The following is a 3,561-nucleotide window of genomic DNA, read 5'->3' as shown; positions in this document are numbered from 1 at the left end:
GTGACCAGCGCGCGGATCGACACCAGCAGCTCGCGCGTGTCCACCGGGTCGGCGCCGTTGCCCTGGTGGCGGGCGAGCTGCGCCTTCAGCGCGTCGCCCGAGGCCAGCAGCACGTCGACCATCGCCGCCGTCGGCGCCAGTTCGTGGCGGCGCAGCTTGTCCAGCAGCGTCTCCATCTCGTGCGTCAGCTCGGCGATGTCGCTGAAGCCGAAGGTCGCGGCGCCGCCCTTGACCGAGTGCGCGCAGCGGAAGATCGCGTTGAGCTCCTCGTCGTCCGCGTTCTCGATGTCGAGGTTGAGCAGCATCTGCTCCATCGTCTCGAGGTTCTCGCCGGCTTCTTCGAAGAAGACCTGGAAGAACTGCGAGAGGTCGATGCCGGCGGACAGGTGGGCGCCTTCTTGTTGGGTGTCGGCCATGGTCGTGCTCCGTGTTCCTGCTGGGGTCCCGTCGCGGGACTCAGCGAATGACCTTGCCGATGACCTCGACGAGCTTGGCGGGGTCGAAGGGCTTGACCAGCCAGCCGGTGGCGCCGGCGGCGCGGCCGGCCTGCTTCATCTGGTCGCTCGACTCGGTGGTCAGGATCAGGATCGGCGTGCTCTTGAACTTCGGGTTCTCGCGCAGCTTCTTGGTCAGGCTGATGCCGTCCATGCGCGGCATGTTCTGGTCGGTCAGCACGAGGTTGAAGTCGCGCTGGTTGGCCTTCTCGTAGGCATCCTGTCCATCGACGGCCTCGACGACATGGAAGCCGGCGTTCTTCAGCGTGAAGGACACCATCTGGCGCATCGAGGCGCTGTCATCAACGGCAAGGATCGAGTGCATGGGAGGTCTCTCGGGGGGGAAGGTTGGAGTTCTGGGGGCGGATGCGCCGGGCGGTCAGAAGAGCTCGACGGACCCGGCGTCCATCTCGTCCTGGGTCACGGGGTTGGGGCGCAGCGGCGCCTCCTCGACGAGCGTCTCGCCGTCCTCGTCGTCGCCCATGGTGTCGCGGGCCAGCCGGTCGGCGCAGTTGCGCAGGCGCCGGGAGGTGTGGTGGACCAGTTGCGAGGCCATGTCCTGGAACTGCATCGCCGTGATCGCGCCAGCCATGTGCTCCATCGCGGCATGGAGCTGGTGGCTGTCGAGCTCGGGGTGCGGAGCGGCCGAATGCAGCAGCTGCTTCAACTCCTGCGTCGCGCCGTAGAAGTGCACGAGCAGCGAGTCGCAGGCGTCGCTGAGCAGGCGCTGGAGGCGGTCGAGGTCGTTGCTGGCGACGAGCAGGTGGTCCTGCAGGTCCGCGGCGGCCAGCAACGGCATCGTGCCTTCGTGTGCCGTGTCGTGAGGTTCCTGGGAGAGCATCCGGACTCCGGGTGTTCGGTTCTTGTTCGACCTCGTCCGGCCGCGGATGCACCGTGTTGGTGCAGTCCTGATGCGGCCAGCCGGGCCTCTTCCGACCCATTTTCGGCACGCGCCCCGCAAACATTGAGCGGAAGACGCGGTGATTCGCGTCATATTTCTGTGCTCCCGGCGGGCCCCCCGGGCGGGGGCGGTGCGCAGGGTGCGCGATACTTCACGGATGAGCGCTCCTTCGCCGCCGGTGCGCCTGCTGCACCTCGAGGACTCCGAAGCCGACCACGCGCTCGCGATGGCGCAGCTGCGCCGTGCCGGGCTGCAGGTGCAGGTCGAGCGCGTGGACAGCCGCGACGCCTTCGTCGAGGCCCTGGGCCGGCCCTGGGACCTGATCCTGTCCGACTACAACCTGCCGTCGTTCACCGGGCTGCAGGCGCTGGAGATCGTGCGCGAGCGCGGCTGCCTGGTGCCCTTCATCCTGGTCTCCGGCGAGATCGGCGAGGACACGGCCGTCGAGGCGATGCGCAACGGCGCCAGCGACTACCTGCTGAAGAACAACCTCGCGCGGCTGGCGCCGGCGATCGAGCACGCCATCGCCGCCGCCGAGACGCGGCGCGCCAAGCTGCGCGCCGACCTGGAGCTGCAGGCCTCGCAGGAGCGGCTGTCGGAGCTGGCGCAGCATCTGCAGCTGTCGGTCGAGGCCGAGCGCAACGCGATCGCGCGCGAGATCCATGACGACGTCGGCGGCTCGCTGACCGCGCTGAAGTTCGACCTGCACTGGATCGGCCAGCGCGTCACCACGCCGGAGCTGAAGACCCGCGTGCTGAGCGCGCTGGACACCGTGACGCACGCCATCGAGGCCAGCCAGCGCATCATGCACAACCTGCGCCCGGCGATCCTGGAGCAGGGCCTGGTGCCGGCGCTGCAGTGGCTGGCCGGGCGTTTCGAGCGCAGGAGCGGCGTGCCCTGCGCCTTCCGCACCAGCCACGAGAAGCCGCAGCTGCCGCTGGGCGTGCCGCTGGTGGCGTACCGCACGGCGCAGGAGGCGCTCACCAACATCTCCAAGCACGCGCAGGCGACGCGGGTCTCGCTGGACCTGTCGCTGACCGGCGGCGTGCTGTCGCTGGAGATCAGCGACAACGGCCGCGGCCTGTCGGCCGAGGATCTGGCCAAGGCGCAGAGCTTCGGCATCCGCGGTCTCAAGGAGCGCGCGGCCACCGTCGGCGGCTGGATCGACCTGAGCAGCGGCCCCGGTGGCACGACGCTGATCCTGTCGGTGCCGCTGGAAGCCGGTGCCGGCACCGTGTTCGACCCGGCGCGCGACGACCGCGAGCACGATCCCTCGGCCTGGGCCTCGCTGTAGCGGCCCGCAGTCCCGGAGCGACCCGATGATCGACGTCATCCTCTGCGACGACCACGCGCTGATCCGCCGCGGCATCCGCGACACGCTGTCCGACGCCCCGGACATCCGCGTCGTCGGCGAGGCCGGCGACTACGGCGAGTTGCGCACGCTGATGCGCGGCACGAGCTGCGACGTGCTGGTGCTGGACATCAACCTGCCCGGGCGCAGCGGGCTGGACGCGCTGCACGCGCTGAAGGACGAGGGCTCGCCGGTCAAGGTGCTGATCGTCAGCATGTACCCCGAAGACCAGTACGCGATCCGCGCGCTGCGCGGCGGCGCCTTCGGCTACGTCAACAAGGGCGGCGAGCCGCGCCAGATCGTCGACGCGGTGCGCACCGTCGCCCAGGGGCGCAAGTACGTGACGCCGGAGATCGCGCAGATGCTCGTCGAGAGCCTGACCGCGCCGGTGCTCGAGACCCCGCACCAGAAGCTCTCCGACCGCGAGCTGCAGACGCTGGTGATGATCGCCTCGGGCAAGCGCCTGGCCGACATCGCCGAAGAGCTGATGCTCAGCCCCAAGACCGTCTCGGTCTACCGCGCGCGCGTGCTCGAGAAGCTGCAGCTGGCGAACAACTCCGAACTGACGGTCTACGCGATCCGCAACGGGCTCGTCGGCTCGTGAAGCCGCGCGCTGCGGCGCTCGACGACGCGCAGGCGATGCGTGTCGCCGGCGCCGAGCTGCTGTCGCTGGCGCTGATCGACGCACGCAACCACACGCTGCGCTGGCTGGCGGCCTTCGAGGCCCGCGACGCGCTGTCCCGCGCCGACGGCGGCCCGTCGCCGCTGGCGCTGGCCGCACGCGCCGGTGCCTGGCAGGACCGCTGGATCGCGCG

Annotated in this window: 5 protein-coding genes and 1 pseudogene; 3 read left to right on the top strand and 3 right to left on the bottom strand. The window is 70.0% G+C overall.

Going from position 1 to position 3,561, the window contains the following annotated elements:
- The 3 genes from RBXJA2T_RS10950 to RBXJA2T_RS10940 form a co-directional block, all read right to left on the bottom strand.
- Window positions 1–416: Hpt domain-containing protein (locus RBXJA2T_RS10950; RefSeq protein ID WP_009857435.1), on the bottom strand; the 416-nt coding region annotated here is incomplete at its 3' end.
- Window positions 417–456: 40 nt separating this feature from the next.
- The gene (locus RBXJA2T_RS10945) at window positions 457–819 is read right to left on the bottom strand and encodes a response regulator (protein WP_009857434.1); all 363 of its coding nucleotides are present in this window, start codon (window positions 817–819) and stop codon (window positions 457–459) included.
- Between the two features lie 54 nt (window positions 820–873).
- Window positions 874–1,335 (bottom strand): hypothetical protein, encoded by a 462-nt coding sequence (locus tag RBXJA2T_RS10940; RefSeq protein WP_009857433.1) that lies wholly within the window; start codon window positions 1,333–1,335, stop codon window positions 874–876.
- Window positions 1,336–1,552: 217 nt separating this feature from the next.
- On the opposite strand from RBXJA2T_RS10940, the gene RBXJA2T_RS10935 reads away from it, so the two are divergent.
- From RBXJA2T_RS10935 to RBXJA2T_RS10925, 3 genes and pseudogenes are all read left to right on the top strand, one after another.
- A complete protein-coding gene (locus RBXJA2T_RS10935; RefSeq protein WP_029718953.1) occupies window positions 1,553–2,689 on the top strand; it encodes a hybrid sensor histidine kinase/response regulator in 1,137 nt (378 codons plus the stop codon).
- Between the two features lie 25 nt (window positions 2,690–2,714).
- Window positions 2,715–3,350: a response regulator gene (locus tag RBXJA2T_RS10930; protein ID WP_009857431.1), complete on the top strand. Its 636-nt coding sequence runs from the start codon at window positions 2,715–2,717 to the stop codon at window positions 3,348–3,350.
- Window positions 3,347–3,561, top strand: a pseudogene (locus tag RBXJA2T_RS10925) (hypothetical protein); the annotation flags it as partial. The gene RBXJA2T_RS10930 and the pseudogene RBXJA2T_RS10925, both read left to right, overlap by 4 nt.

Source organism: Rubrivivax benzoatilyticus JA2 = ATCC BAA-35 (genome assembly GCF_000190375.1).
GTDB classification, from domain to species: domain Bacteria; phylum Pseudomonadota; class Gammaproteobacteria; order Burkholderiales; family Burkholderiaceae_C; genus Rubrivivax; species Rubrivivax benzoatilyticus.
The sequence above is the reverse complement of the archived record's forward strand: the minus strand, read 5'-3'. Positions and strand labels throughout refer to the sequence as shown.